At 65.7% G+C, this 25,180-nt stretch carries 23 protein-coding genes; 6 read left to right on the forward strand and 17 right to left on the reverse strand.

Annotated features, from left to right (window positions below; genetic code table 11):
• Positions 1-414 (reverse strand): MarR family transcriptional regulator, encoded by a 414-nt coding sequence (locus ACUYMZ_RS13155; RefSeq protein WP_481603756.1) that lies wholly within the window; start codon positions 412-414, stop codon positions 1-3.
• 86 nt (positions 415-500) lie between these two features.
• Here ACUYMZ_RS13155 and ACUYMZ_RS13160 point away from each other — a divergent pair, with 86 nt between their 5' ends.
• On the forward strand, positions 501-1,151 hold the full coding sequence (locus ACUYMZ_RS13160; RefSeq protein ID WP_442423600.1) for a phosphoribosyltransferase: 651 nt from the start codon (positions 501-503) through the stop codon (positions 1,149-1,151).
• A gap of 45 nt (positions 1,152-1,196) precedes the next feature.
• On the opposite strand, the gene ACUYMZ_RS13165 is transcribed toward ACUYMZ_RS13160, so the two are convergent.
• A complete protein-coding gene (locus ACUYMZ_RS13165) occupies positions 1,197-2,531 on the reverse strand; it encodes an MFS transporter (RefSeq protein WP_481603758.1) in 1,335 nt (444 codons plus the stop codon).
• 175 nt (positions 2,532-2,706) lie between these two features.
• Here ACUYMZ_RS13165 and ACUYMZ_RS13170 point away from each other — a divergent pair, with 175 nt between their 5' ends.
• Positions 2,707-3,453 (forward strand): IclR family transcriptional regulator, encoded by a 747-nt coding sequence (locus ACUYMZ_RS13170; protein ID WP_426003146.1) that lies wholly within the window; start codon positions 2,707-2,709, stop codon positions 3,451-3,453.
• A 138-nt stretch (positions 3,454-3,591) separates the two neighbouring features.
• Positions 3,592-4,386 (forward strand): MoaF C-terminal domain-containing protein, encoded by a 795-nt coding sequence (locus ACUYMZ_RS13175; RefSeq protein ID WP_426003147.1) that lies wholly within the window; start codon positions 3,592-3,594, stop codon positions 4,384-4,386.
• 63 nt (positions 4,387-4,449) lie between these two features.
• Here ACUYMZ_RS13175 and ACUYMZ_RS13180 read toward each other — a convergent pair whose 3' ends face one another.
• Positions 4,450-5,922 carry an APC family permease gene (locus ACUYMZ_RS13180; RefSeq protein ID WP_481603761.1) on the reverse strand — a complete coding sequence of 491 codons (1,473 nt, stop codon included), beginning with the start codon at positions 5,920-5,922 and terminating at the stop codon, positions 4,450-4,452.
• A 259-nt stretch (positions 5,923-6,181) separates the two neighbouring features.
• On the opposite strand from ACUYMZ_RS13180, the gene ACUYMZ_RS13185 reads away from it, so the two are divergent.
• Entirely contained in the window at positions 6,182-7,141 is a 960-nt protein-coding gene (locus tag ACUYMZ_RS13185) for an AraC-like ligand-binding domain-containing protein (protein WP_481603763.1), read from the forward strand.
• Positions 7,142-7,196: 55 nt separating this feature from the next.
• Here the strand turns inward: ACUYMZ_RS13185 and ACUYMZ_RS13190 are convergent, their stop codons facing one another.
• Genes ACUYMZ_RS13190 through ACUYMZ_RS13215 form a run of 6 tightly spaced genes read right to left on the reverse strand, consistent with a single transcriptional unit; the run spans position 7,197 to position 13,971 of the window.
• Positions 7,197-8,804 (reverse strand): sulfatase family protein, encoded by a 1,608-nt coding sequence (locus ACUYMZ_RS13190; RefSeq protein ID WP_481603765.1) that lies wholly within the window; start codon positions 8,802-8,804, stop codon positions 7,197-7,199.
• Entirely contained in the window at positions 8,801-9,676 is an 876-nt protein-coding gene (locus tag ACUYMZ_RS13195) for an ABC transporter ATP-binding protein (RefSeq protein WP_481603767.1), read from the reverse strand. Before ACUYMZ_RS13195 ends, ACUYMZ_RS13190 begins: the two co-directional genes overlap by 4 nt.
• A complete protein-coding gene (locus ACUYMZ_RS13200) occupies positions 9,673-10,452 on the reverse strand; it encodes an ABC transporter permease (RefSeq protein ID WP_426003155.1) in 780 nt (259 codons plus the stop codon). The genes ACUYMZ_RS13195 and ACUYMZ_RS13200 overlap by 4 nt, the downstream gene beginning before the upstream one ends.
• Positions 10,452-11,225 carry an ABC transporter permease gene (locus ACUYMZ_RS13205; protein ID WP_426003156.1) on the reverse strand — a complete coding sequence of 258 codons (774 nt, stop codon included), beginning with the start codon at positions 11,223-11,225 and terminating at the stop codon, positions 10,452-10,454. The genes ACUYMZ_RS13200 and ACUYMZ_RS13205 overlap by 1 nt, the downstream gene beginning before the upstream one ends.
• Positions 11,226-11,252: 27 nt before the next feature.
• Entirely contained in the window at positions 11,253-12,245 is a 993-nt protein-coding gene (locus ACUYMZ_RS13210; RefSeq protein WP_481603770.1) for an ABC transporter substrate-binding protein, read from the reverse strand.
• Between the two features lie 16 nt (positions 12,246-12,261).
• A complete protein-coding gene (locus ACUYMZ_RS13215) occupies positions 12,262-13,971 on the reverse strand; it encodes an amidohydrolase (RefSeq protein WP_442423594.1) in 1,710 nt (569 codons plus the stop codon).
• 187 nt (positions 13,972-14,158) lie between these two features.
• On the opposite strand from ACUYMZ_RS13215, the gene ACUYMZ_RS13220 reads away from it, so the two are divergent.
• Entirely contained in the window at positions 14,159-14,803 is a 645-nt protein-coding gene (locus ACUYMZ_RS13220; RefSeq protein WP_426003160.1) for a TetR/AcrR family transcriptional regulator, read from the forward strand.
• A gap of 1 nt (position 14,804) precedes the next feature.
• Here the strand turns inward: ACUYMZ_RS13220 and ACUYMZ_RS13225 are convergent, their stop codons facing one another.
• The 6 genes from ACUYMZ_RS13225 to ACUYMZ_RS13250 form a co-directional block, all read right to left on the reverse strand.
• Entirely contained in the window at positions 14,805-16,217 is a 1,413-nt protein-coding gene (locus ACUYMZ_RS13225; protein ID WP_481603772.1) for an MFS transporter, read from the reverse strand.
• A gap of 86 nt (positions 16,218-16,303) precedes the next feature.
• Positions 16,304-19,306, reverse strand: a complete 3,003-nt coding sequence (locus tag ACUYMZ_RS13230) for an AAA family ATPase (RefSeq protein WP_481603774.1) — start codon at positions 19,304-19,306, stop codon at positions 16,304-16,306.
• Complete coding sequence (locus ACUYMZ_RS13235) at positions 19,303-20,472, reverse strand: exonuclease SbcCD subunit D (RefSeq protein WP_481603776.1); 1,170 nt, start codon at positions 20,470-20,472, stop codon at positions 19,303-19,305. Before ACUYMZ_RS13235 ends, ACUYMZ_RS13230 begins: the two co-directional genes overlap by 4 nt.
• Positions 20,473-20,544: 72 nt before the next feature.
• Entirely contained in the window at positions 20,545-21,477 is a 933-nt protein-coding gene (locus ACUYMZ_RS13240; RefSeq protein ID WP_481603778.1) for an MIP/aquaporin family protein, read from the reverse strand.
• Positions 21,478-21,577: 100 nt separating this feature from the next.
• Positions 21,578-21,925: a DUF202 domain-containing protein gene (locus ACUYMZ_RS13245; RefSeq protein WP_426003167.1), complete on the reverse strand. Its 348-nt coding sequence runs from the start codon at positions 21,923-21,925 to the stop codon at positions 21,578-21,580.
• A gap of 2 nt (positions 21,926-21,927) precedes the next feature.
• On the reverse strand, positions 21,928-22,284 hold the full coding sequence (locus ACUYMZ_RS13250; RefSeq protein ID WP_426003169.1) for a YidH family protein: 357 nt from the start codon (positions 22,282-22,284) through the stop codon (positions 21,928-21,930).
• Positions 22,285-22,381: 97 nt separating this feature from the next.
• On the opposite strand from ACUYMZ_RS13250, the gene ACUYMZ_RS13255 reads away from it, so the two are divergent.
• Positions 22,382-23,452, forward strand: a complete 1,071-nt coding sequence (locus ACUYMZ_RS13255) for an ADP-ribosylglycohydrolase family protein (RefSeq protein WP_481603781.1) — start codon at positions 22,382-22,384, stop codon at positions 23,450-23,452.
• Between the two features lie 6 nt (positions 23,453-23,458).
• Here the strand turns inward: ACUYMZ_RS13255 and ACUYMZ_RS13260 are convergent, their stop codons facing one another.
• Together ACUYMZ_RS13260 and ACUYMZ_RS13265 are read right to left on the reverse strand one after the other, a co-directional pair.
• The gene (locus ACUYMZ_RS13260) at positions 23,459-24,004 is read right to left on the reverse strand and encodes a DUF4395 domain-containing protein (RefSeq protein ID WP_481603783.1); all 546 of its coding nucleotides are present in this window, start codon (positions 24,002-24,004) and stop codon (positions 23,459-23,461) included.
• A gap of 66 nt (positions 24,005-24,070) precedes the next feature.
• Complete coding sequence (locus ACUYMZ_RS13265; protein WP_481603785.1) at positions 24,071-25,108, reverse strand: 3'-5' exonuclease; 1,038 nt, start codon at positions 25,106-25,108, stop codon at positions 24,071-24,073.
• Between the last annotated feature and the right edge of the window lie 72 nt (positions 25,109-25,180).

Raw genomic sequence — 25,180 nt, forward strand, 5'->3', positions numbered from 1 at the left:
CTAGCGGGACAGCCGCTCAGCGTTGATGCTCATTCGCTGGAGCACGCTGACGGCCATGGCGTATTCGTCGATGCCGATGCCCAGGGACAGATCCTGTCTGGTGGCCTCCACCAGCCGCATGGCCTGGTGGTAGGTTTCCCGTCCGCGCTCCGTCAGGACGAGGCGTTCGTCCATCATGCTCAGCAGGCCCCTGCCGACCAGCGCCGCGAGGTCGCGTTCGCGCTGGTGGGCGGCATCGGTCCAGTACGGCCGCAGGACGGCGTCAAGTTCCTCGGGCCGCATGGGTGCTTCGCCCAGGGCATTCAGCGCCTGCCACTGGGCGCGGCTGAGCTTGATCCGGGCCAGCGTGTAGTCCAACTGCGCCTCGAGTGCGGCGTCCAGCTTTTTGATCCAGTAACCAATGGGCTTGTCCACAGTGCCATGCTTCCAGCGGATCCCGCACCGGGCAAGGATGGGACGATAGGCTGGAAGCAGCGCCGGACAACGTGGAAGTGGGATAGATGGGCATGCGGTTCAGGGACCGGGCGGAGGCCGGGCAGCGCCTGGCTGAAGGACTCCCCCAGTTCAGGGAACGGCCCCATACGGTGGTCCTCGGACTGGCCCGGGGAGGCGTTCCCCTCGCAGCGGCAGCCGCCTCCGCTCTCTACTTGCCCTTCGGTGCGGTCCTTGTCCGCAAGCTGGGCATCCCCGGCCGGTCCGAAACTGCCTTCGGAGCCCTCGCCTGGAGCCAGGGGGACGTTGTCCGCCTCATCAACCGTCCGCTGAAGGACCACATCCAGGCACTGGGCATCAGTGAAGCTGCGCTGGAGGCCGTGGAAGCTCACGAACGGGCCGAACTGGTACGGCGAGCGCGGGAATATCCGGGCGTAGACCATGATCTGCGGGGCAAGACGACCATTCTGGTGGACGACGGCCTGGCCACGGGAGCTACCATGCGGGCTGCCGTGGAGGCTGTGCGCTCGGCCGGGGCGCGAACGGTGGTGGCTGCCGTTCCGGTCGCTTCCCTGGAAGCTGCAACATCCCTTGGCCGGGTTTGCGATCTCGTCCACGCACTGCATATCCCCGGTAAGTTCAATGCCGTCGGTGCGTTCTATGAGCACTTTGAACAGTTGACGGACGCTGAGGTCATGAAGCAACTGGAAGGGGCATAGCCCTGCCGGACCATGCCCCTTCCCGTCGGCTGTCCGCCGGCGTTGCTAGTGGTGGACGCTGTACCCTAGGGGCCGGCCTTTGGTTTCCTTGGCCAGGATGACGCCCACCGCCGAGATGACGCAGAGGCCCATGATGTACAGGCCCACGGATCCCGACCACTTGGTGCCATCCAGCAGTGCCTGGGCGATGGTGGGCGCAAAGGCACCACCCAGGATCGCGCCCAATGCGTAGCCGATCGAAATGCCGGAATAGCGGACCTGGGGCGGGAACATCTCGGCATACATTGCGGACATGGGACCGTAGGACAGACCCAGTCCGATGGTCAGCACGAAGAGCGCCACGCCATAGAGCCAGATGTCCCTGGTGTCGATCAGGGCGAACAGGGGCACCATCCATACGAAGACCAGGGCGTAGCCGGTGAGGAAGGTCTTCACGCGCCCGATCTTGTCAGACAGCCATCCGCCGACCATGGTGAAGATCAGCCAACCGAAGGAGGCGACGGTGGTGGCCAGGAGGATCTGGGGAGCCGGCATCTTGAGGGCACGGGTTGCGTAGGAGATGAAGAAGGCAATCAGCAGGTAACCTGCGGCGTTGTTGGCAATGAAGATCAGTGCCGCCAGCACCACCTCTTTGGTGTTGTGGCGGAACAGCTCGCCCAGGGGCGCCTTGCTTTCAGCCTTGCGCTGGGCGATCTCCTTGAACACCGGGCTTTCTCCGACGGCGCGCCGGATCAGGTAGCCCACCACGATCAGGACCACGGAGAGCAGGAACGGAACACGCCAACCCCATGCGGCGAAGTCCTCCTTGGACATGCCGGACTGCAGGAAGAACAGGAGCCCGGTCGCGAGGATCATGCCGATGGGAACACCAATCTGCGGGTAGGCGCCGAAGAAGCCGCGCTTGTGCAGCGGCGCGTGTTCCACGGCCATGAGGGCTGCGCCACCCCATTCGCCACCGGCAGAGAAGCCCTGCACCACGCGCAGGAAGATCAACAGCACAGGAGCCCAGAGGCCGATGCTGGCGTAGGTCGGCAGGAGGCCGATCAGTGCCGTGGCGACGCCCATCAACACGAGCGTCATGACCAGGACGGCCTTGCGGCCGACGCGGTCACCGAGGTGGCCTGCCACGGTGGCACCCAGCGGCCGGAAAAGGAAACTGATGCCGATGGTGGCGAAGGAGAGGATCTGCGCCACGCCTGGGTTCGCTTGCTCCAGGGGCGTCAGGAACAACGGGGACAGCAGTGTTGCCGTGAGCTGGGCGAAGATGAAGAAGTCATACCACTCGATGGTGGTGCCCACCAGGGTCCCTGCGAGGACCCTGCGCTCTTCGCGCTTGCTGCTGGGCCCTGACGGGGAATCGACTGTGGAGGCTGCGGTCATTGGAACTCCATGGGGGTGAGTGACTGGTCGGTACGCGGCACTGCAATAACCGACAGAACGGTCAGTTAGGAAGAATACTACAATTGTGATCCCAAGCACAGCATCCGCCGATGCTTGGCCCCGCGGCCTCGCGCACTGCCGACGGCAACTGCCACCACCGCAGAGCGGACATAGGATGGTTCGCATGACTTCCCGCAGCGACGCCACAAGCCAACAGGCTCCCGCCACCCAGGTCCCGCCGTCGCAAACGCTCTCCCGTGGAATCCGGGCGCTGGAGATCCTGGCCGAAGCCGAGCGGCCGCTGAGCATAGCCGAACTGGCCGCGGCACTGGGAGTCCACCGGTCCATTGCCTACCGGATCCTGCGGACGCTCGAAGACCATTCCCTTGTCTTCCGCGACGATTCGGGGCGGGTGCAGCCGGGCGCCGGACTTGCCGTCCTGGCCCGCGGCGTCTCGCGGAACCTGCAGGCAGCTGCTTTGCCCGAACTTACCCAACTCGCCAACACGCTGCACATGACCGCCTTCGTTGCTGTCTGGGACCACCAGGAATGCGTCACGCTGGTGACCGTGGAACCCCGCAATTCGGGCACGGCACTGGCCCAGCACCCGGGCACGCGCCACCCGGTGGGCACCGGAGCCCCGGGCATCGCCATCCAATCCACCATGACGGAAGAGCGCTGGCACCAAGTGGGCGGAGGGATCCCCTACCGCGCTGAAGCCCGCGAAGCCCGCCGCGCCGGCTACGCCACCAGCCACGATGAAGTCATCGCCGGCCTGTCATCCCTGGCCGCCCCGATCCACGTGCCCGGCGGACGGCCGGCCGCGGTCGCCGTCGTCTACATCCGGCTGGACCAGGACGCCGACGCCGTGGGCAAGGCGCTGGTGGAATGCGCCGCGCGCATCGAAAGCCAACTGGCCTGACCCCATCACGCCAGCCATTCCTTCCACGCCAAGCAGTGTGCCTTGGCACACAAGACCTGGCGGCACCGGGTTCCCAATACTCGAAGGACGGACAGGACCACCCTGGCCCTGTCCTTTGCCGAGATCAGAAGGAAACCCATGAGCCTGAACCTCCTTGACACCTCCAACTGGCTGCCACTCGACGGCCTGGCGCCAGGCTTTGATGCCAACAAGGCACCGACCGTGCAGGACCTGGCAGGCCGCCACTTCGCGGTCCGTGGCGACGGCGGACCCATGACCTTCACTTTCGACGACGATGAAGTGAACTGGGCGGCCGCAGGGCACTCCGGAACCGCCGCATACGAAGCTTTCCAGGTGGCCGATGACCTTTACTACGCGCAGTGGCACAGTCCCGTGGAACCGGACCTGGCTGTGTCGCTGGTGCTTGACCTGGCCAACGGCCGGGCCCTCTATATCGGCGCAGTGCTGGGAAGATCGACAGCGGGCAGCACGGCCGTGCAGCACGACTTCCGCCCCGGCGACCTTGACGGCGCATCCCCGAAGGGCCGGCCCATCGGCGAAAGCACGGGACTGATCGGCAGGCGCGTGGAATGGGTTTACAGTCCGGACCACGCCTATGAGCACGTATACCTCAGCCCCACCTGGTACACCTGGCAATGCCTGGCCGGACCGGAACGCGGCCTGGCGGACACCGATTCCAATACGGTCCTCCAGGTCAGGCCGGGCATTTTCGTCTTCACGTGGCGGGAGAAGGTCATCCCCTGCGGTTCGGTGACGATCGCCGACCACAGGGATGTGGGCGCGATCCGCTCCCATGGCAGTTTGTTTGGATGGGACGAATCCGGGACGCTGCCCGTCCATTTCACTTTTGGAGCGCATGGGCGCCTGATCAGCGTCAGCCATCACAGCCCCGGGCTCGACCCGGCCGCTTGATGTCAGCAAACGGCCCCGGCAGTTCTGGTTTCCAGGACTGCCGGGGCCGTCTTCCTGCGCTGCTCAGCCCTCGGAACCGTGCCCGATCCTCGCATAAACGGCGGGCTGCGAACGCCGCAGGCGCAGGGCCCAGAGAACCCCCACGACTCCTGGCAGCAACACCACCAGTGGCAGGATGAAGGTGGCGGGGGTGGATTCGGACTGCCTCAGGAGGACGTTGAAGTTGGTCACGATGAGGATGAAAACCAAGGCCAGGAGCACAAACCCAAGCCCCGGAGCCACCATCCGCACCCAAAGGCTTGCGCCGTGGGGCTGCTTGCGGAAGAAGCCGATCACCGCCACCGACACCACGGTCATCAGCAGGACAAGTCCCATGGCGCCGCTGTTGGTCAGCCAGGTGAACATCGTCAGGACCGGGTACAGTTCGCCGAGGTCCGAACCTGCTCCCCCCACGGCAAAGGCCAGGGTCACGACGACGGCAATCGCCGTTTGCGCCAGGGAACCGGCATAGGGGGCGCCATTGGGGCGGACTGCGGAGAGGGCAGCCGGGATGACACGCTCCCGGCCGAGCGAGAAGAAATACCGGGCTACTGCGTTGTGGAAGCTGACCAATGCCGCGAAAAGGCTGGTCACGAAGAGCAACTGCGCAATGTCGCTGAGCAGGACGCCTCCGTGGGCGGTGAGGAAGGCGAAGACCATGTCCGGCCCGTTGGCTGCTGCGGTATCAACAACCGCCGACGGTCCGGCGCCCACGGTCATGGCCCACGCGGAGACGGCATAGAAGAGGGCAATGATGGCGACGGCGGCAAAGGTGGCCCGGGCGACTGTGCGTTTGGGGTCCTTGGATTCTTCGCCGTAGATGGCTGCTGATTCAAAGCCCATGAAGGCAGCAATGCCGAACGAGAGGACCGCCCCGATGCCCGGCACGAAGAGGGAGGCCGGGTTGAACGTGGCGGCACTGATGCCTTCCGGTGCTGCTGCCAGGCTGATGACGTCATAGACGATCACCACCAGGAACTCGAGGGCCACCAGGACGCCGAGGACCTTGGCGGAGAGATCCACCCTATTGACTCCCAACCAGCCCACAACCGCAATGCAGGCCACCACGGGAATCCACCACGGCACGGCGATGCCGAACCTTGCCGAGAGCAGGGACGAGACGGTAAATCCAAAGAGGCCGTAGATGCCCACCTGCATCAGGTTGTAGGCCATCAAGGCCACCAGCGAGGCCCCCACCCCGGCCGGACGCGATATGCCCTGCGCGATATAGGCGTAGAACGCGCCTGCGTTCGTGACATGGCGGCTCATCGCTGCGTACCCCACCGCAAAAAGGGTGAGGATGCCGCCGAGGATCAGGAAGGACAGCGGCACGCCCGTCACCCCGGTGACGGCGAACGTGGTGCTTACCCCGCCTGCCAGGACCGTCAGCGGAGCCGAAGCCGCGATGATCATGAAAGTCACGGCGGGCACGCCCAGGCGGCCGCCGGTGCCGGCCGTTCCGCTGGTCTTGCCCCGGACCGGGTTGTCAACGCTCATATGTATGCTCCTGCCTCTTCACCGCGTGGATCCGAGCCGCGGGTCTCGGTGCCGCGGGAGATGGCGCGGCACTTTCTGGGTGACTCCGCCATCTTCCACCCCCCAAGGCAGGAGTGACTTGTCTCACACCGCAGGGCTCTTGACTGTCCACGCAAGCACCGGGGCGGGGCGGACCCCAGGTGTAGAATCGTGGGCAAGCTCACGTCCGCGCTGCTGCATCCAATGCTCATGGCACGGCCGGCCATTGAAAGGGATAGTGATGACCGTCGCGGCCGAAACGGGCCCCTCAACCGTGCAGACAGTGGCGGCCGGGTCATTCCAGGAATGGAGCCGGGCCATCTCGGCGTCGTTCGTGCCGCTGCTGGCTTCCGGGCCCAAGGACACGGCGTTCCACGGAACCATGCGCGCCCGTGTCCTGGGGCAGATTTCGGTGGTGGAGGTGACGGCAGGCCCCCATACAGTACACCGGACACCGGAACTGATCGCCCGATCCACCGGCCGGTTCTTCAAGCTCAGCATCCAACTGGCCGGCACCGGCCGCCTGGTCCAGGATGACCGCGAGGCCGTCCTCCGCCCCGGCGACCTCTCCATTTACGACACCTCCCGCCCGTACCAGTTGACGTTCGACGACGACTTCCGCACCCTGGTGCTGATGTTTCCGCATGTGCTGCTGGACCTTCCCGCCGACGCCATGGGCCACGTGACAGCCCTGCGGATCCCGGGCGACCAAGGCCTCGGTGAACTGATCAGTCCCTTCCTGGTCCGGCTCGCTGACAATCTCGAGGCACTCTCCGGCACCAACGGCCTCCGGCTGGTGCATAACGCCCTCGACCTGGTCACCACCCTCTTCAACGGCGAACTCGACCAGCTCATCGAAGCCGGACGCGATCCCCACCTGCTCCTCCTGGCGCGGATCCACGACTACATCGAATCCAATCTCGGGGATCCGGAGCTGTCCCCCGGGTCGATCGCGGCCGCCCACTATATCTCCACCCGCCACCTGCACGACCTCTTCCAGGAAATTGGCACCACCGTGGCCGCCTCCATCAGGCAGCGCCGGCTGGAACGCTGCCGCAGGGACCTGGTGGACCCGGTCCTCGCGGACCGGCCCGTCACGGCCATTGCTGCCCGATGGGGGTTCACCGATGCCGCCCATTTCAGCAGGATCTTCCGGGCGGCTTTCGGAAACTCCCCCACCGGGTACCGCAGCAGCAGCTGAGGTACCCGGCCCGCACCGGGGAGGGCCGCCGTCGAACGCCTCCGACTGACGCCGGCTACGCGGCCGCGGTAGGCGCCGTCCCTTCGTCAGCCAAGGCGGCCATCTCCTCCACCATGGCGCGCAGCAGCCGGTCCTCCAGCCCCGACGCGGATGGATCACCTGCCAGGTTCACCAACTCACCCGGGTCCGACCGGTGGTCGTAGAGTTCTGCGATCTCTGTTCCGAAGTAGCGGGTCAGCCGACCTTCGGCGGTGATGACCGTCCGCATCCGGACCGGTCCGGGCAACCCTTCCAGGCCGAACGGCTGTTCTTCTTCCACGAGCAGGGCGTCCCGGTGGCTGCCTGCAAGGCCGTGCAGCAGCGGCACCAGGGAGCGCCCCTGGATGCCGCGGTAGGTGCTGGAACCGGTGAGTTCCAACAACGTCGGCGCCAGGTCCGCGCTGGAAACGAGGGCATCGCTTCGACCTTTTATGCCGTCCGGGACATGGACAACCAGCGGCACGTTGGTCACCGCCCGGTAGTGGACGAAGTGCTTCAGCATGAGTCCGTGGTCACCGAACAGATCGCCGTGGTCGCTTGTGAACACGATGATTGTGTCATCGGCCAGGCCCTGCCGCCCAAGTTCATCCAGGATCCGGCCGATGTGCTCATCCATCATGGTGATCAGGCCAAACTGTGCCGCGGCGGCGTGCCGGTATTGCTCCTCCGTGGCCGACCAGGTCATGGTCGGATCCGGGTTTGGTTCGCCCCGCCGCTCCACCATGGTGCGGATATGGTCCGGCGACGCCCCGTGGTCCTGCTCGAAGCCAAGCGGCAGGGGCATGGAAGCGGGCTCGTACAAGTCCGCGTAACCGGCCGGCGGGGAGAACGGGTGGTGTGGGTCCGGGAAAGAGACAAACATGAAGAACGGTTGGTCCTGGCCTGCGGCATCCTTGAGGTGTTCGATTGCCTTCTCGCTCACGTAGCTCGTTGGATGGGCCTCGGCAGGGATTGCCGTTTGGTAGACCTGGTCCCAGCCGCCGTACGTGCTGGAGGAGCGGGCGGGGCCGCCCAGCGTCTCCGGATCCACACCTCGTTCGCGGGCCCAATGCACATAGTGCCCGCCGGGACGGTCGCCGTGGCCTATCACCAGGTCAACGTGCTGGTAGCCGTAGTAATCGGCCGGAAGTGCGATGAAGCGCTGGTCGTGGGCCTCACGGTTCTCCCACTGGTCCCAGCCCGGCGCCAGGTTCCGGCTATGTGCGTCCCCCACTGTCCTGTCGAGGAGCAGGGGATCCGTGGACCGGATCTCCTCCGCCTGGTGCGGTTCGAACTCCCAGCCCATGTTCTGGTGGTGCAGTTTGCCCACACCGACCGTCCTGTAACCCGAGGAAGCCAGCGAGCCGGGAACTGTCTGCGTGAAGGGGTCCAAGGTGATGCCGTTGCAGCGGGTCCCGTGCGCCGACGGCCAGCGGCCCGTCATCAGGCTCGCCCGGTTGGGCATGCACGTGGGGTTGGCTACGGTCGCATTATTGAAGACCAGGCTCCTCGCTGCGAGCGCGTCAAGGTTGGGTGTCCGGACCGTACTGTTGCCGCCAAAACCCAGATGGTCTGCGCGGAGCTGGTCCGCGATGATGAACAGCACATTGGGACGCTTGGCGCGTGGTTTTTTGCTCTTCGTCATGCGGGCCTCTTGATCATGGACAGAACATCGGTGCGCTGTTGCGCGAAGGCCGGCAGGGACCGCGTGGTGATCTGGTCCCTGGGAGCGGGCAGGTCGACCTCGACGATCCGGTGCACGCGCGCCGGGCGGGAGCCAAGGACCACTACCCGGTCCGCAAGGTAGACGGCCTCGTCGATGTCGTGGGTGACCACGAGGATGGTCATGTTGAAGTCCTTGCGGATCTTCAGGCACAGGTCTTCCAGGTCGAAGCGGGTCTGCGCATCGACCGAGGCAAACGGCTCATCCATGATCAGGATTTCGGGCCTGTACGCCAGCGCCCGGGCGATCGCCACACGTTGCTGCATGCCGCCGGAAAGTTGCCACGGGTACTGGTTGTCGGCGTGGGAAAGCCCGACGGCAACCAGCGCGCTGTCACAGCGTTCCTTCACTTCCGCTGCCGGCAGTTTCATGTGCTTCAGGGGCAGGACGAGGTTCTTCCGTACCGTCAGCCATGGCATGAGCGAACGGTTGTAGTCCTGGAACACCAGGGCCATTTCAGGAGGTGGCCCACTAATGGTGCGGCCGTCGATGGCTGCCCGGCCGCTGCTGGCCGGGTGCAGGCCGGCAAGGCACTTCAGGAGCGTGGTCTTCCCCACGCCGGAGGGGCCCACAATGCAGACGATTTCACCGGCATCCACCGTGAAGGTGAGGTCCTCGATGACCGTGCGGGCTTTCTCGCCGCTGCCGTAGGTCTTGGCGAGATGGGAAACGTCCAGGCGCGGCGTGTTTTCCGGCCCGTTGGTGGTTTGCGGTTGCCGTGTGGTTTCTGGTTGCTGTGGCATGACGGACTTTCTGTTCTGGAGGGGAAGCTTGGTGGACTGCCGGATGCTCATGCCACACGCGCCAGGGCACGGGAACCGAGGTACCAGGCCAGGACCTTGCGCTTGATCAGTGCAAAGACCACGTTGACCAGGAAGCCGATGACCCCAAGGAGCAGGATCCCCGCCCACATGTCGGCCGTCATGAAGCTTTGCTGTGCCAGGAGCGTCATGGCACCGATGCCCTGGGAGCTGCCCAGCATCTCGCTGGCAATCATGACGATGAAGGCAACCTGCAGGCTCACTTGGAGGCCCGAGAAGATCTGCGGGGCTGCTGCGGGAAGGAGGACATTGAACAGCCTTTCCTTCCGCGTGAGCCGGTACACGCGGGCCACATCCATGATGTCGTTGCCGACGCCCCGGATTCCGTCCACGGTGGCGATCATGGTGGGAAAGAGTGCCGCCAACGCAATGCTCGTGACCCGCATCTGCGTCCCGAAGCCGATCAGCGAAATGAAAATCGGCACCAAGGCAACCGGCGGGATGCCACGCAGGAAGTGGATGAGCGGGTCCACCATCCACCGGACCTGGGGAACCAGAGCCGTGGCGAATCCAAGGGCAACGCCACCAACGGCCGCGATGACAAATCCGAGGAACAGGTTGCCCAGGCTCAGCAGCACATCGGATTGGAAATGGTCGAACAGCCAGAGCTGCCGGAACCGCAGCAGGATGTCCTGCAGTGGCGGGAAGAAGGGGTCGATCGATCGGGCGGACAAGAGCCACCATGCCACGAGCAGGAGCACCGGGGTGCCTGCACCCACCAACCAGTTGCGGATCTTTGTATTCTTCATCAGGGCACCACTTCCCGGTAGGACTCATGCCAGTGCAGGACCCGGCGTTCGGCGAGCCTGGTGGCACCTTGGAACAAGAGGCCCAGGACGCCCAACACGATCACCAATGCGTAGAGGGTGGCGTAGTCGCCCGCGGCCTGGGCCTGGTAAATGCTTTGGCCCAGGCCAGGCCCTCCCCCCAGCAGGCCTGCTACGACGGTGACCACCAGGGCGGCAGGAGCCGCCACGCGCATCGCCGTTCCGATGTACGGCAGCGCACTGGGCAGGACCACGCGGAACAGGATCTCTGCGCTGGACATTCCATAGCTGCGGGCCGTATCGCGGGCCACGGGATCCGTTCCCTGCACACCGTCCACTGTTTGCATGACGATCGGCAGGAAGCAGCCGAACACCACCAGGAACAACGACATTTCGGCGGTGGGCCCAAGGACCAGCACGGCCAGTGGCAACACGACGATGGGCGGCACGGGCTTGAGGAATTCGAGGACTGCAAGGGTTGCGTAGCGGATGGTTTCGAAGCTGCCTACCAGCAAACCAAGAACCACGCCCGCAACTGCGGACATTCCCAACGCGAAAAGCGCAATGCCGATGGTGGATCCCACCGCGGCCCAGAAGGTGGTCGATCCCAGGATTCCCGCCAAGGTGGTGAAGACCGTGGTGGCTTGCGGCAGGGCGTTGCCGGCCACCTTGGCAGTGGCGGCCAACTGCCAGGCGATCAATGCGACTGCTATCCCCGCCCCGCTGAAAACGAGCGGACGCAGTGACGGTTTCATGGTGAAGCTCCCATCGTCAGCCACGTCCTACTTTCCGAAAATGAGGTCGCCCGGCAGTTTCACCGGTGAACTGAGGAAGCCCAGGTCGGCCAGGTTCTTGTTGGCCCGTTCGATGTCCTCAAGGCGCACGTCCTCCGGCCAGTAGTTCACGGCACCGGACTTCACAACATCCAACGGGGTTTTGGTGATCTCGGCACTGACTTGCTGGGCCTCGTCCGTGTGGCCGTTGGCGTAGGCGTTGGCCTTGTAGATGGCGGCACGGAAGCCTTCCAACGCTTTCTGCTTGCCCTTGACCGTGTTGGCCCCGGCCACCCACAGGCCAATGGCACCTTCTTCGAAGAACTTGACGCCCGGGGATGCCAGCAGGCGGTTGCCTTCGGAGACAGCCTTGGAGGTGAAGGGCGCAACCAGCGATGCTGCATCGACACGGCCCGAGTTCAGGGACTGAAGTGCTGATGACGGATCCAGGACCATCCAGTTCACTTTGGCGGGATCACCGCCGTCGTCCTTGACGAGTTTGCTGACCGTGACCTCAAGCTGGGCCTTGCGGGCCGGTACGCTCACGTTCTTCCCTTCCAGATCCTTGGGCCGCGAGATCGCAGAAGCCTCCTGGACCAGGAGTCCGGTGTCGTCCACGCGGTTCAGGTCAGCGCCCTCGCTGGCGCCGTCCTTGTAGCCGTCGGCTGCAGCGACGACCTTCAGGGGAACGTTCTGGCTTAGCGCATTGAGCAGCGGGATGGACGGCGTGTAGGTGAGGTCCAGCTGTCCGCTCTGGGCGGCTGCGATACCGGCGGGCGGGTTGGCTATGACGGAGATCTCGACGTTGAGACCCTGTTCCTTGAAGTAGCCTTTGTCTGCCGCAAGCTTGATGGCGGCGTCTGAACCGATGCCGATGGTGCCCACCTTGAGGGTGGTTGTTCCGTCCGGCGCGGCCGTGGCGGACGGACCGGACGAGGTGCCACACGCAGCAAGGGACATGGCCAGGACTGCTGCCAAAGCCACGGGAAGTGTGCGTTTCATGGAGGTACTCCTTGGTTTACGAACGGTTGGATAAGGCGGAGAGTTCGGTGGCGGCCTGATGGACAATGCGTCCACCGGCCACGGTGAGTGTGATCCTTGTGCCCGGGAGTGTTTCGATGTCTCCGTCCCCGGGCCAGGGATCGGACAACAGGCACAGATCCGCTGCCATTCCCGGCAGCAGCGACCCTTTGAAATGTTCTGCATGGTCCTGCCAGGCTGCCTTGCTGGTCATGGAGGCAAGCGCCTGGAGGCCGGTGATCCGCTCGGGGTCGTTCGGGTCACCGGGTGTGGATGCTGTCCCCCTGCGTACGGCCGCCACGATGGTGCGGCGCCAATCAGGACTGGTGACGGGCGCATCCGAGGCTAGGTTGAAGCACACTCCGGCATCGAGGGCCGAGCGGAGGGGCTGGTGCCGGGCAAATCGCTCCTCGCCCAGGACGCGGCGCATGATGTCGCCGGCCTCGGAACGGATCAGTGGATTCGTGCTGTAGCCGATGCCGTGATCGGCCATGGTGGACAGAGTTGTGGTGTCGCTGAAGGCACCGTGGATGATGTAGTGCCGCCGATCGCCCGCTACGTCACCGGCGGCGAGGATGGCTTCAACCGCGGCGCCGGTGGCTGCGTCACCGGTGGCATGGATGCCGGCCTGGAGTCCCGCGCCGTCGATCAGGCGGAGGATCCTGTGCAGTTCGGCGACCCTTTCGGCGTCGCTGTTGCCCTGGATCACCAGCTGCCCGTGGGTGCAGGCCTTTCCATACGGCTCACTCATCCAGGCAGTGCCGCTGCGCGGGATGCCATCCGCGAAAACCTTGACCCCGGCAATCCGCAGCTGCCGGGAGTCGATTCCCCTGCTTGAGCAGGCCTCGGCAAGCCCGCTGCCAAGCCCCTCTTCGACAGCCGATGCGGTGGCGCCACCGGTTCCGGCGAAAAGCATGAGGACGTTGATCCGCAGCGTGAGCAGCTCCTCTACGGCAAGATCGCCCAGCAAGGCCAGGGCCGCCGTCGAGCCTGCTCCGTCCATCAGTCCGGCACTGGCGGGACCCAGCCCCGGGTCGGTGAGGGACGTGATGCCAAGCGAATGCAGCTGTTCCTGCATGCGGAGCAACGCGGGGCGGAGGGTCTCTTCGGGCACCGGTGGCATGACCTTGGAAACCAGCGCCATCGCCCCGTCCTGGAGCAGACCCGTGGGACTGCCGTCCGCCGCCCGCACCAGCACGCCGCCCCCTGCGTCCGGGGTTGCCGCGCTGACACCCGCCAGGCGCAGCGCCTCGCGGTTCGCCAGCAACTGGTGGCCTGTCTGGTCGAAGGCCACCACCGGAATGCCTGGCCGGACGTCAAGCAGCTGTCCGGTTGCGGGTCCGAGCGTGACTTCATCCCAGCCGTGGGCTCGGATCCAGCCGTCCGCGCCAACAGGTGCGGTCTGGATGACATCGACGACGGCGGACCAGTCGGGTGCCGTTGAGGCGTCCAGGCGGACGTAGCCGAAGGAGGCCATGGCCGCGGAGATGAAGTGCAGATGCGCGTCATTGATGCCCGGGATGAGGGCGCCACCTGCAGCATCCACGACGATCGTGGCCGGGCCGGTCATCGCATCCACGTGCGCGCGGCCGAGGCCTGACACGAGGCCGTTCTTCACGGCGAGCGCATCCGAAACCCTGCCGGGGTCGCCGGGGTCCATGGTGTGGACCCCGGCATTGATGATCACCAGGTCAGCGAATTCCTGCATCGGGTCTCCTCAGGTTTCTGCACCCATGAATGTGATGCAGGCAACGTTTCTGAAAAGAGTATGTCAACTGACTAGGTCACTTGACTAGGTTTTCGGATAAAATTTTTCCCGGAGGTCATTTCCAGCCTCTCCGGTGGCGCCGAAAGCCGACCCGGGCGGACAACGCCTAGGATCGTTTGGGACCGGCATGACCGGTCAGCACATGATGAGAGGGGCGCGGATGGCCAGGGTTCCCGCCGAGGAACGGCGATTGCAGTTCGTGGAAGCAGCAGCACGGGTTATTGCCCAGGACGGGCTCGCCTCCGCTACTACCCGACGGATAGCGAGCGAGGCCGACGCCCCTTTGGCAGCTCTCCACTATTGCTTCCGCAACAAAGACGAACTTCTCGAAGAGGTTTACAACTTCCTCAGCAGGGACTACGCCAAGGCGCTGGAACCCGTAGCCGACCCCGGACTGGGACTGCGCCACATGATCGGCGCCCACGCCCGCCGTATCTGGAGCAGGATGCTCGAGAACCCCCACGAGCAGGTGACCACCTTCGAGCTGCTGCTCAGGAGGTACCGGGTAGAGGCGGTGGACCAGCCCCAGGCCCTGCTTATGAACCGGTCAATGTACGACGGCTGGGTGAATTCCACGCTGGAATTGTTCCGCAACGCTGCCAAAGCCTCCGGCGAGCCGCTCCCCCACAACCTGGAAGACATCACCAGGCTCTTCATCTCAGGCATTGACGGCATCAGCATGCAGCACCTTGCCGACCCGGACGAGGACCGCTCCTTGCGGCTTGTGGAGCTCATGGCCCGTTCCCTGGCGTCCGGGCTGGACTACAGCTGAGTCAGGCTTTGCCCTTGCGGCGCATGACCAACCACGTCACCAATCCCAGCAGCAGCAATCCACCTGCTGCGGCCATCGACACCAGGAAGGCGCCACCGTATCCCTGCGTTTGGGCCAACTGGCCACCCAGGTAGGCGCCCAACGCAGTTCCGGCAACAATTCCACTCGCGAGTGCGGTCATGACCGTCGCCATGCGCCCGTTCGGGGCAACCACGCCGCCGATGCTGAAGACTGTGACCATCACAGGACCCACCGGGATGCCGAGGACCAAGAGGACAACGATCATTGACCAGAGACCGGCGGGCAGCAGCAACAAGACGGTCAACACCGACATCGCCAACGCTGCGGCCACCCAACGGGCAGCCAAGCCGAAGCGCTGCGGCCAAAAAGCCACCGACAACGCCGCCACCGCTGAGCTGAGACCCATCACCGCGTACAGGAGGCCGGCAATTTCCGCAGTGGCAAACCCGGCGCCGAAGGCACTCAATCCATTTTGCGTCGCCCCGAAGAAGGTGCCCATGCAGATCATGGCCAAGACCGGGACAGCCACGACAGCCATCGCCCACCGGCGTCGTGGCTGGGCGGTTTCTGAACCAACGACGGCGGAACGCGGCTTACGTGGGTGCGGAACCACCGCGAGGTGACTGGGATGCACGGCGAAGGCCGGCACGAGGGTGATGGTCATGGCCGCCGCCAGCGCAAGGGGAAGCCAGGGTGCCACCAGGCTTGCGAGCAGACCCACCAACGCGGGTCCCAGGACAAACGTGATTTCGTCGGCCGTCCCCTCATAGGACAAAGCCGTGTCCAGATCGGCACGGTTGGCTGCAACGCTTCGGTGTCCAGTGGTTGGCGACGCCAGGTTGCGGGTAGTGAGCGCCATCCACCGGACACGGGCCATGGGACCCACCTGCGGGCAACTGGCGCCGGCAACAAAGGCCACGACAAGCACTGCGAGGGCGTCGACCGGCGATCCGTACGAAGGCGTGAGATAGGCGGCCGCCAATAACCCGGCCACGGCCAGGGTGTTGATCACTGCGGCCGCGAGCAGGACAGCCCGCTGGCCGGCACGGTCCGCGAGGGAACCCAGGACGGGGGCACCGACAGCCGAACCAATGCCTACAGCGCCCGCTGCCATACCGCCTATGGCGTAGGAGTTGCTCACCGCGGTGATGAGCGTCAAGGTCCCCACGGTCAGCATCGCAAGGGGTAGGCGCGCGAACAGCCCCAGGGGCAGAAACCCCGGACCGGCCAATTCCGGCAGTCGCGCAAACCTGCCGGGCAAACGGGAGGTTCGCCGGGCCGCGGCCACCGGCTGGCCCTGGGAGCGCCGCGGATCAGCCTGCAGGACGGGCTGCTTTGGGGCGGGAGATGTGGGAGCCACCACGTGGTGGACTGGATGGGAAGTATTGTCCATGTTTTCCGGGTTCACTAAAGGTGCGCACCGTCCCTCCTCCCGATGCGCGTAACCCGGAATAACGGATCAAGTCTATCGGATCCGCATCAGAGCGGGACAGCCTCGGCCATGCGGACCGTGGATCCGTTCCTGCCCTTGACCACGTGCAACTGGCTTCCGATCCGCTGTTTCATTTCGGCGACATGGCTGACCAGCCCCACCACCCGGCCGCCGTTGCGGAGGCCTTCCAGTGCGTCCATGACCTGCTCGAGTGCCTGCTCATCCAGGCTGCCGAAGCCTTCGTCCACGAACAGGGTTTCGATATCCACTCCCCCGGCTTCCTGCTGCACCACATCCGCCAATCCCAGTGCCAGGGACAGGGAAGCCATGAAGGATTCGCCGCCGGAGAGTGTGGAAGTGTCCCGGCGGTGGCCCGTCCATTCATCCACTACTTCCAGGCCCAGGCCGGACTTGGCACCGCGGGCAGCCCTGGCGTCCGTGTGCTGCAGCGTGTAGCGGCCATCGCTCATGGCCACGAGGCGCTCCGAGGCGGCCAGTGCCACCTGCTCCAGGCGCGCCGCCAACACGTAGGTGTTCAGGCTCATCTTGTACTTGTTGTCGCCGGCACCCCGGAGCGTTTCAGCCAGACCGGACAGAATGCGGGCCCGTTCCCGGGGCTCCTTGCCGGCTGCATTGAGGTCGGTGTAGTCCTTGCGGATCCTGGCCAGCGCGGTCACTGCCTTACGCGCCACCCCCGCAGCCACCGCGAGCGACGTGGCTGTCCGGGTGGCTCGGGAAACCTCTTCCCCGGCCGCGGCAAGCTCTGGCTCCGGAACGGGCAACTCCCCCAGCGCAGCCTCCTTGGCGGCCAGGACCAGTTCCTCGGCGGCAAACAACTCCTCCAAGCGGGCACCTTCGGTATTGAAGTCTGCGACCGCAGTTTCCAGCCCCACAACGTCCGAAGCCGGCAGCAGCTGTTTCCGGGCTGCATCAGCGGAGGTGAACCCGGCGTCGGGCAGGGCGCGCTCCAGTGCCGAATGAGCGTCTGCTTCCATCTGCAGCGCCAGCCGGGCGTCGTCGTCCGCGGCGACATACGCCTGCAGCACTTCGGATTGCCGCAGGAGAATGTCCAGGCGGTGGCGAAGGCTCGGGTGCTCCTGCCTCAAGCCGGCAAGCTCCGTTTCGAGCTCCTGGTGCTGTTCCTCAAGGAGCGTCAGGGCCGATGACGCCTGCGCTTCACTGCTGAGGGAGGCGTCATGCTCCTCCTGCACGAGCGTGACGCGTGCCGTGAGCTTATCCTTGCTGACGCGCAGGCCCTCAAGTTTCTTCACCGCAGCCAGTGCCTGCGACGCCGCCAGCCGGGCTTCCTCCAGACGCTCTTTTGCCACCAAGGGATCAGCGTCTCCGCCCTGGGCAGCGAGCGCCGCGAGGGCCTGTCCTGCGGCGGCTTGCTCGGTGGACAGCTGATCGAGCTCTTTTTCGCTCGCCTCGAATGCCTCCCGCGCCTCTGCCTCCTCCTGTGCCAAGGACAACGCCGTCCTGGCCGCCCGCGCCGGGTGGGGATGCTCGGAGCTTCCGCATACGCCGCAAGGTTCACCGTCAACCAGGGCAGCGGCGAGTTCGCCTGCAGCATTGGCAAGCCGCTCTTCACGCAGATCCAGCCACGCCTGCCGGAGGTCCTGCGAGATCGTTCTTGCCCGGGAGCAGCGTGACGTTGCCTGGTCCGCTTCCTTGGCAGCCACTGCATGCCGGGCCACGACGTCCACCGCAGCTGCCGCCGCTTCCGCCTCGCGGTCAAGGTCGGGCTGCCGGGCTGCCAAGGGCTCAAGCGAGGTGATCTCCGCGTCCAGGGCATCGCCTTCGGCACGCAACTGGACAAGGGTGGCAGCCGCCGACTCTACCGCGGCCGCGCTGGCAGCACGTTCCTTGTGCAGGTCGGCCATCCGCCGCGCGATCGCCTCAAGACGCTGTTCATCAGGCAGGCTGGCTTCCAGCACGGCGACGGCAGCCTTCACCGTTTCCAGTGCCGCCTTGGCCTCCGGGCCAGCATGCCCTGATTCAGTCAGCTGACTCGCTGCGTGGTCCCTGCGGGCGACAGCGGACCGGACCTTCAGCGCAGCGGCGTCAACTGCGTCGAGTTGGCCTTTCAGGACCGCCGCACGCCGGTGGGCATCAAGTCGCTCCCGATCCTCGAGTGCTTGCGGCGCAGCCAGTTCGAAGAGGACACGGCGTTGCACCGCGGCAGCCAGCCTGGCATGGCGCCTGGCCTTGTCCTGGTCTTCCTGCAGCTTGGCCGAAAGCCCGGCGGCGTGGGTTTCGGCAGCTCGGGCCGCAGTCCGGCACCGGTCCTCTTCGGCTGTCACGGCTGCTTCAACCGACGCCAGCCAGGTCTCCGGCTCCCCGGCCGCGGGATCGAAGGGCGCATGCTCCCCGCCCAAGTGTTCCTGTTCGGCAGCGGCGCGGTCCAGCAGCATCTTCAGCTCGGCCGCGTTGTCCTCCACGGCACCCGACGCCTCCGCTGCCTGCCGTGCGACCTGCCGCTCCACGGCTTCGAAGCGCTGGGTGCCGAACAGCTTCTGCAACAGGTCAAGGCGATCAGCGGCCTTGGACCGGAGGAAGGCTGCGAAGTCCCCTTGGGGAAGCATCACCACACGGGTGAACTGCTCCCGGTCCATGCCGAGCACATCAGCAAGTTCCGCCCCGGCCTCATCATTGCGGGACGTCTTCTCCTGCCACTCACCGGAGACCCACTCGCGCAGGAGAGTCTTGGCCTGCTGGGTGGTGGTTCCGTTCCTGCCCCTTTTGCTGGGCCGTTCCCAGGCCGGCGAGCGGCTGACTTCGAACCGGCGTCCCCTGGCCGAGAATTCACAAACGACACGCGGCTCAGCGGCCGGGGCGGCGTGGTCGCTGCGCAGTCGCTTGCCATCCTGCCGGGCGCCCGGTACGGAACCATAAAGTGCGAAACAGACAGCGTCCAGGATGCTGGTCTTCCCGGCCCCGGTGGCACCGTTGAGGAGGAACAGGCCCTGTGCTCCGAGCTGGTCAAAATCGATGACCTGCGGCTCGGCAAACGGCCCAAAGGCTTCAATTTCCAGGCGGTGGATCCTCATTGTGCGGCCTCTTCCAGTCGAACCGCTTCCAGCGCCTCACGGAGGGCCGCTTCTTCCGCCTCCACGGGCTCGCAGTCCCGCACGTGGTCGAGGAACCCGCAGCAGATCCCGAGGTCGTTTTCTGCGGCAGCAAGCCTGCTGCTGTAACTCGTGACAGCCTTGGCCTGCGCCCCCTGGGGATCGAAAGCAAGGACCAGGGTCCCGGCAAACCTGGTCCTGACCTGTTCCATGGCCTGCGCGGGACGCTGCGGATCGGTCAAGGTGACGTGGCAGTAGGCAGTTTCAGCCCACTGGTGCTCTTCAGCTGCCAACAGCTCTGCCAGCGTGCCCCGGAGGACAGCCAGCGGCTTGGGAGCATCCCAAAAAACGTCCTGCACCTCCACACTGCCATCTGCTGCAATGTCCACCAGCCACGCGCCTTTCCGGTGCTTGGCCTCTGAAAACGAGTAGGCCAGCGGAGACCCGGAGTAGCGGACGTTATGGGTCAGTTCCTGGCGCCCGTGCAGGTGTCCGAGGGCCGTGTAGGAAAACTCCTGGAACAGATCCAAGGGGACGGCGCCCAGGCCCCCGACACTCAAGTCCCGTTCACTGTCCGAGGTAATGCCGCCACTGGCGAACGTATGTGCCAAAACCACGGGATAAACCGGCCCGTCCGCTCGCCGGCGGTCAACATCCTGACTGATCCGGTCGACAGCCTCACGGGTGACCTCGAAATGACCTGCTTCCTTCAGGCCCAAGGAACCGGCTGCCAGGCGGGGCTCCAGATAAGGAATTCCATACACGGCGAGCGTAGCCCCGGTAGCACCATCGAACGGAAAGAGCACCGGAACATTCAGGTCCTCGACGCGGGTCCTCACGTGGACGCCGCCGCGTTCCAGCAAGCGGGCAGCGAAGCCGAGCCGGATCGCGGAGTCGTGGTTGCCGCTGGTCAGCACCACCTTTGCGCCTGCCGCGGTGAGCCGGACCAAGGCCTCGTCAAGGAGCCTGACGACATCCAGCCCGGGCAGGGCGCGATCATAGACATCCCCGGCAATGAGCACGACGTCCACTGCGTTGGCTTCCGTGAAAGCCACCACCTGATCCACAAAGCTACGCTGGGCCTCGAGCATCCCTACGCCGTGGAAGGACCGGCCGAGGTGCCAGTCGGAGGTATGAAGTAACCGCATATTTTCAAGCTAACGGTGGGCACCGACAAAAAAGCGAAGGCAGGCCGCCCGCCGTCGATCCTTGACCCGTTCCTAGCCTTTCCTGCCGTCGAAGAAGTCGCGGGCCTCATTGGCGGCCGGCTTGACCGGCCTGCTGCCGGCTGCAGCATCCGCCCCGGCATCAGCGCGACCCGCTTCCTCCGCCGCGGTGTCGTCGTCGGTGTCGTCGTCAGCGGCTTCTTCAGCAGTTTCTTCAGCGGCTTCTTCAGGGGCGTCGCCGGCGGCCGCCGGAGCCGGGGAGAAGTCGCTGAATCCGCGGAAAACAAACCCTGCCAGGGCCGCACCCATCAAGGGAGCAACCCAGAACAGCCACAGGCTTTCAAGGGCCCAGGACGGGCTGAAGAACGCCTGGCCTGTTGCCCGGGCGGGGTTGAACGGAAGGTTGCCCAGGACCTGGCCGAGTTGAAGGAGGACAGCAAGGGCCAGGCCCACCGCGAAGGGCGCCAACGCCGGGATGGCGCGGCGTCCGGCCGTCGCCCCCAGGTACACCGCCACCAGGAGCGCGGACCCGATGACCTCAACGAGCAGGACGCCTGCCAGCTGGGTTTGCGCTGCGGAGTGCTCGCCAAAGCCGGCAGCCACAGTGCCGAAAGCCCCGCGGGCGTCGGTCAGGACCGGCACAGTGAGGACCACGAAGAAGGCCAACGCAGCACCCACCACGGCACCGGCCACCTGTGCCAGCACGTAGGCCAGGGCAGCGACCGGGCGGATGCGGCCGGCGATGAGGCTGCCCAGGGTGATGGCCGGATTGAAGTGGCCTCCCGAAACGTAGCCAAAAGCCAGCATGGCCGCCGTCACCGCCAAGCCGGCAGCAAGGGTGGCCGGCAACGGACCTGCCTGGGGATTGGAGAAGATCTGGACACCGACAGCCACCAGCACCAGGAACATGGTTCCGAGGGCTTCCGCGCTGAGCCGGGCAATCAGTCCAGGCCTGGGCGCGGGCGGTGCTTGCACAGGAGAGGTCATGGCTGGGCATCCTTTGAAGTCGGGAACGGGGCCTTGGAAATCTTGCCAGCGGAATCTGGGGAGTTGCTGGGACCGGCCCCCGCAGTGCATCCTTTCGAGCTTAGCCGCCCAGGGCGATCGCCGCGATCGCAGAGGCGCCCAAAGCAAGCACGGCCACAGTACTGGCCAGGACCAGTTTGGCCGGGACGGCGGAGTTTCCACCGTGGAGCTGCCGTGAGCGGACCCACACCACGGCGGCAAGGACGGCCGTGGCCGCGGCAGCCACCAGGGCACACAGCCCTTGGTAATCCAATCCGGGGAGCCCCGGGTACAGGGGGGCGGTGGATGGCTCGGACACCAGCCAGCTCCGCCAGATGAACAGGTCCACCACCACCAGGGAGATCAGCGTCCGGCGCCAGGCGAGGGTGGTCCGTTCGGGCTGCAGTCCAGGATCACGGGTGGTGTCCATGACTACCGGGCTATGAGGATCAGGACGGCGAATCCGAACGCCGAAAGTGCCACCACGATCGTCATGAACAACATCACCCGGGAGAACGGCAAGGCCCGGTCGTTGCGCATGGCGGCCTCCATCTGCCCCCACCGCCGGTAGGACAGGGCAGCAAGTCCGGCCCCAATGACGGACAGAGCTACGCAGAGGACCACCCTGACCGGCTGAGGCGCGATGTTCGGTGCGAGCTGGTCGATTGCCACGGCACCTGCCAGCAAAGCCAGGGACGTGCGGATCCAGGCCAGGAAAGTGCGTTCGTTGGCAAGGGAGAAACGGTAGTCAGGCGTTTTGCCTGTTCTTCGCCAAGCCGGTTCGCGCACGGTGCCTCTCCACGTTCGTCCATGCCCGGCAGCCCCTGTCGCCCCGCAGCCTCCCCACCATATCAGCGGGGTTCGACGGGCACGGTAAGTTACTGCCATGAGTGTTGACTCCCCTTCCGCTGCTGCCCCGTCCTTCCCGTCGCGTGTGCGCGGCACGCTCCTCGGCGGAGCATTGGGTGATTCCCTGGGCTACGCCGTGGAATTCAACCCCATCAAGACGATCCGGGCGCGGTACGGTGCCGCCGGCCTCACCTCCTTTGACCAGCTCGACGGCGTCAGCCATTTTTCGGATGACACCCAGATGACGCTGTACACCGTGGACGGCCTGGTGGAAGCACTGGAATGGGCCAACGACGGAGTGGCCGCCGACGAAACCGCGTGCCTGTGGCTTGCCTACCTGCGCTGGCTGGCCACCCAGGATGTGGCTGTTTCGCCCTCGGCCCCCGTGCCCCAGCCGCGCTGGATCGACCGGCAGGAGGTCCTCAAACACCGCCGGGCGCCGGGGAACGCCTGCCTCAGCGGCCTCGCCACGGGCGAGATGGGAACCGCTGCACGGCCCGTCAACCCCGACTCCAAGGGCTGCGGCACGGTCATGCGGTCGGCTCCGTTCGGCCTGATTCCCCATATTTCGCCTCAAGCGGTGGCAAGGCTGAGCTCCGACGCCGCTTCCCTGACCCACGGCCACCCGTCGGCCCGGATCAGCGCGGCCGCCTTCAGCCTGCTGATCCATCACCTCGTGGCAGGCAGTGACGCCAGGGCCGCTGCCGCCCAGGCACTTGAACTCGTGATGGACCTGCCGGTCAAGGCCCCGGAACTCCAGGCCCGCCTCCAGGCTGCGCTGGATATTTCCGGCGACGGGCAATTGCTGGCTCCGGAGGGCCTGACCGAAGCATTGGGTGAAGGCTGGGTCGCAGAGGAAGCACTCGCCGTCGGGCTTTACGCTGTGCTGGCCACCGCGGGCGGCGGTCCGCAGGAACACTTCCGCGCCGCTGTGGCGGTCGCCATCAATCACAGCGGCGACAGCGATTCCACCGGTTCCATTGCAGGAAACATCCTCGGCGCCCTCTACGGCGAGGCATGCCTGCCGCCCTCCTGGTTGGACGCACTGGAGGGCAGGGACGTCATCGAGGGCATGGCCGCGCGGTTGCTGGCCGTCACCGTGGGCTGACGGTTGTCAGGTACGGCGGAGCGCGATGTTGTTGCAGGCCTCGCACACGCTGTCCGGAATCATCCCCCGGCGCTGCAGGAAGGCGAAGACTGCGCACCCCAGGCAGAACCCTGCGAACGCTTCAAGGGACGCTGCCACGATCAGCACCGCCAGGACGGTCCAGGCTGCGGGCTGGAACCCCAGGAAATAGAGCACGACGGCGGCACTCGCCATGGCGGCCCCCATGCCTTGGGCGAACCGCTTGGGAGGACCGGCAACGAGCTTGGCGTGGCCGATCCGCGGTGCCAGTACCTTGGTTGACAACAGGGCCAGCGGGGAAATCCGTGGGCCGAAAAGCACCCGTAACCAGAAGCCTGCAGCAATCACCACCAACCCCCAACCCCATCCCGTTGCGAGCGTGACCGCAGCAAGGACCACCACCAGCCCTGCGGTGATCCTGGCAGCGTGCTCATTCACGGGATTGGGGAAAGCGAAAACCGCGCGCCAGTCCAGGCCCCGGAGCGCAATGTTCCTGCCTTTGTTCCGGGCACTGGCGGGATTGGCCTTGGTCATGATCCAAGGCTAGGAGCGCCGGCCTGTGCGCGGGAAGCATTGTTGCGGTCTATGACCGCTGCGGCATCACGAGGCCTGCCACTGCTGGAAGCCACCCACCATCTGCAGGAACTCGCCCTCGGAGACCACCTCGATCTGCTGGCCCCTGGCATGGAGTTCGAGCACCCGCTTCGCTTTCCCTGTCAGCCTGCCTGCCCGCAGGTCACCGGCTACGAAGCCACTGCCGACAACCAGAACGGTAGTCCGGGCAGTGACCCGGCTCTCCGGGCGGGCGCCCATGTCAGCTGCGCGGGCCTTGGCTTCCGGGCGCGTCATGGCCAGGTCGCCGGTAAACACCACCGTCTGCCCGAACAGCGGATGTCCCGGCTCGGCCGCAGGGTTCGGCAAGGGGTTGGGACCTTCCTCCGGCCACGCGGACCAGCCGCTCCGGGGACCGCCGGGAACGACGCCTCCCGGGGCCGCGGCGGGGCCGGTTCCGGCTGCCTGGGCTGCGAGCGCCGCGGCCGTGGCCTTCGACAGGCCCGTGGCGGGATGGAAGGCGGGCTGTTGCGGCACAGCCAGCCCCAGAGACAAGTAGAGCTCCGCGATGCTGTTGGCGTTGTTGCGGCGGGCTATGTCCACCAGGATGCCGGCGCATGCCCGGGCGTCCTCCGCGGCGTCGTGGTGGTTTACCAGCGGCACCCCGGCTTCCTCGGCCGCGTAGGGAAGTGAATTGGAGACCAGCGAATAGCAACGCCGCGACAGCATGACGGTGCAGACGTAGTCATAGGCCGGGCCACCCAGTCCGGACACCTCCAGGGCCGAGCGGATGACTCCGAGGTCGAACGCCGCATTGTGTGCTGCCAGGATGTCGTCACCGATGAAGGCCCCGATCTCGGGGAACAGCTCACCGAACCGCGGCAGGCCGGCAACGTCCTCGGCCCTGATGCCGTGGATCCGGGTGTTGTGGTACTCGAAGTGGTCGTGGTTTTCCGGGGGGCGCATCAGCCAGGACGCTTCTTCCACCACCACACCGCCGCGGACTTTGCTCAGTCCGACCGAACACGGGGACCCCCTGAAGCCGTTGGCTGTTTCGAAGTCGATCGCCGTAAAGTCCAATGCCACTGGACAAGGTTACAGGCGGAAAGGGCCAACCCCGGCCGGTTTCGGCGGCGGGGCGGCCCTTTCGGAAAGCGT

It is taken from the genome of Arthrobacter sp. T572, assembly GCF_056780115.1.